Annotated in this window: 7 protein-coding genes; all 7 read right to left on the bottom strand. The window is 35.9% G+C overall.

Annotated elements, in window-relative coordinates; genetic code table 11:
- Window positions 1–9 precede the first annotated feature (9 nt).
- The gene (locus tag WC707_07135) at window positions 10–330 is read right to left on the bottom strand and encodes a hypothetical protein (GenBank protein ID MFA6066929.1); all 321 of its coding nucleotides are present in this window, start codon (window positions 328–330) and stop codon (window positions 10–12) included.
- A 134-nt stretch (window positions 331–464) separates the two neighbouring features.
- Window positions 465–722: a hypothetical protein gene (locus tag WC707_07130; protein MFA6066928.1), complete on the bottom strand. Its 258-nt coding sequence runs from the start codon at window positions 720–722 to the stop codon at window positions 465–467.
- Entirely contained in the window at window positions 719–919 is a 201-nt protein-coding gene (locus WC707_07125) for a hypothetical protein (GenBank protein ID MFA6066927.1), read from the bottom strand. Before WC707_07125 ends, WC707_07130 begins: the two co-directional genes overlap by 4 nt.
- Window positions 920–1032: 113 nt before the next feature.
- Window positions 1033–1206, bottom strand: coding sequence for a hypothetical protein (locus WC707_07120; GenBank protein ID MFA6066926.1), 174 nt, complete (start codon window positions 1204–1206; stop codon window positions 1033–1035).
- A 1-nt stretch (window position 1207) separates the two neighbouring features.
- Window positions 1208–1378 (bottom strand): hypothetical protein, encoded by a 171-nt coding sequence (locus WC707_07115; protein ID MFA6066925.1) that lies wholly within the window; start codon window positions 1376–1378, stop codon window positions 1208–1210.
- A gap of 169 nt (window positions 1379–1547) precedes the next feature.
- The gene (locus WC707_07110; GenBank protein ID MFA6066924.1) at window positions 1548–1718 is read right to left on the bottom strand and encodes a hypothetical protein; all 171 of its coding nucleotides are present in this window, start codon (window positions 1716–1718) and stop codon (window positions 1548–1550) included.
- 8 nt (window positions 1719–1726) lie between these two features.
- Window positions 1727–2281 (bottom strand): hypothetical protein, encoded by a 555-nt coding sequence (locus WC707_07105; GenBank protein ID MFA6066923.1) that lies wholly within the window; start codon window positions 2279–2281, stop codon window positions 1727–1729.
- Window positions 2282–2525 lie beyond the last annotated feature (244 nt).

The raw sequence follows: 2525 nt of genomic DNA, 5'->3' as shown, positions 1-2525 counted from the left end.
TTATTTCTTTCATTGCCAAACCCCTTTAACCCTTGTTTTCTTGGATACCACAACATCACTCGCTCCATCCGTATATGACAGAGAGTCTATGATGAGCTGAATATAGCCGATAATATCACGGTAATTGTCTATATATTTTGGATCACCGCACAGGATACGGGCTATTTTGTTGGCTATCATTTCAAATGATTCTTTTTTTTGATTGTCAAGCGACGCCCAATTTTCAACGCTCCTCATGGTTGACTTCAGGTGCTGAGATACCCGTGATACATCCTGGTAATCACCGTATATACTGCCACGGTCTTTTAGTATTTCTTTGATATTATCCATTTTTCACCCAGTCTTTCGTTAAAAAAAATATTATTACTGCAACTATAAATTCAATGTATGAATTTGTTAAAACAACAAACGCAAGTATTGTTGAAAAATATGCTATGATAAGGAATATTTCTATGTTATCCATTTTAAATGTTCTCATATTGTACGCAACCGAAATCCGGCATTGTTTTAAGATATGCCCTATAATCACTTGCGTCTTGAACAAATGCTAATTTCCCTATACATTCGTCTTTAATTTTTCTTGATTCGCCATCATCATTCCATTCAGTTGCATCCCATAATTGCATAACAGCGCGACATTCGCCTAATTCTGGTACATTTCCTGAAAACGGATACATATCTTCTTTTAGCCAATACTTACATGTCTTACATAATTTACTCATTTTGTATTTTCCTTTGTTATAGATGTAAGCTCAAGTGATGGTACAACAAACGGCGTTCCTATTTCCTTTCTAACCATTGCGTAACCCTCAGACTGAGCCATTATACGTACTGTTTCATGTCTGCATGTTCTTTCGCATTTGCCGTCTATTATTTCAAGTCCGATTCTGTTGTATATTGCATATTCCTTTTTATTCATTAAAAAAATCCTCACTCTCACTTATTGTTACCCAAAACCAATAACCTTGTGGTTTTGATTGCATTTTGGCGCAGTTTTTACATACGCGACATGTTTTTGTAATGTAGTGCCACCTACATAGATGTATTTTCAATTATCCTCCTATCAATTATATCAATTGATCCTATCTCCTCACGCCATTCCTGTTCAGCTTTTACAGCTTCTTTCCAGTCTTTGCCGATGAACTCACGTTTTCGCTCTTTGAATATTCCTGTCCTGGAATATAACAGTTTTATTGTTGTTGTCATCTTACACCCCAAAATGTTTTTGTAAGAAAGCAATAATTTCTATGGCTTTGTCTTTATCTATTTTAAATTCCTCATTAAAGTCAATTAAAGCAACATCAACAGTCATTCCATCAAGATAATGAGCATTAAACTCAAGGTTATTGCCTATTTCAACAGTTTCATCTATCAACATTTCATTTACTCCTACTCATTAACAAACTTTGTAAAAATAGCCCTATACAAAATAAAGGGCATAAGGCCAGTATTAACAAGAACAGAAAGAATACGCCTGTTAATACAATGTTTAGCAGATCCATTAACATACACACTTCCAAGGCCGAACCGTACCGCCTATCTTAGATTTACTCTTTTTCATTGTCTGTCACCTTTTTAAACCAGTCGTTTATTGCCTCCTCAACACATTCACGAAGGAATTTACGAGGGCCGCGTAATCCAAGCATATATTGAGCGTCTAACAGCTTTTTATATGCTTCTGTGCTAATTGCCAGAGGATGTGTTTTTTTATCTTTCATGTTTAGTCCTAATTGTAAGTTAATGCTTTTTTAGCTATTGAGATTAAATCTAAATTGGCGTAGGCGGCGTCGGCGTAGGCGGAGTAGGCGACGTAGGCGGCGGCGTAGGCGTAGTTGGCGTAGGCGTCGGCGGCGGCGGCGGCGTTGGCGCTTGTTTTGCTTCTATCTACATTATTAAGCCAATTATTGGCCCATTTTACAAATGATTCTTCTTTGTAAACTTCCAAAGCGCAGAGTATCCCGAACGCTATTTTTTGGTTAATGCTTATTTCTGGTAACTTAATCTCTTCAATAAGAGTCATTTCCTTGAAACCACATTTTAATCCATTATCCTCTTTGTTCTCCCCACCAACTTCTATTAAAAACAAGCGTGGATTTTTTATATTTGCGTGCATTGAATTGAGTAACACGGCTAAAAGTGGATGTTCGTAACAGTGAAAATATGCGTCTGTGCATAAGCTACCGCCTTTTTTCTTTATAATTTCTTTCTTGCCTAAAACCCACTGAAAACCGTTGTGCGTTCTCATTTTTTGGTCAGTTAGTTTGCAATATATTTTAGTCATTTTGTACTCCTCAATTGTTTTTTTTTGATGTTGTGAATAGTTTAAACAAAAAAATATAAATGTCAATTTATTTTTATCTTTATTGCATTATTGACTTTATACTAAAATTGTGTATGCTATACGAGTCTTTCCTGTACGGTGTACGAAACCATAGCGGAAAGGCAGCGCACCTTTAACCTGATTACCATTCTGTTCGTACCAGAATGACTAATCAGGTTTTTTTTTCACTAATAAAAGGTAATAA

It is taken from the genome of Candidatus Babeliaceae bacterium (assembly GCA_041660765.1).
GTDB lineage: Bacteria > Babelota > Babeliae > Babelales > Babelaceae > JBAZVR01.
This window is presented reverse-complemented; position numbering and strand designations above follow the sequence as displayed.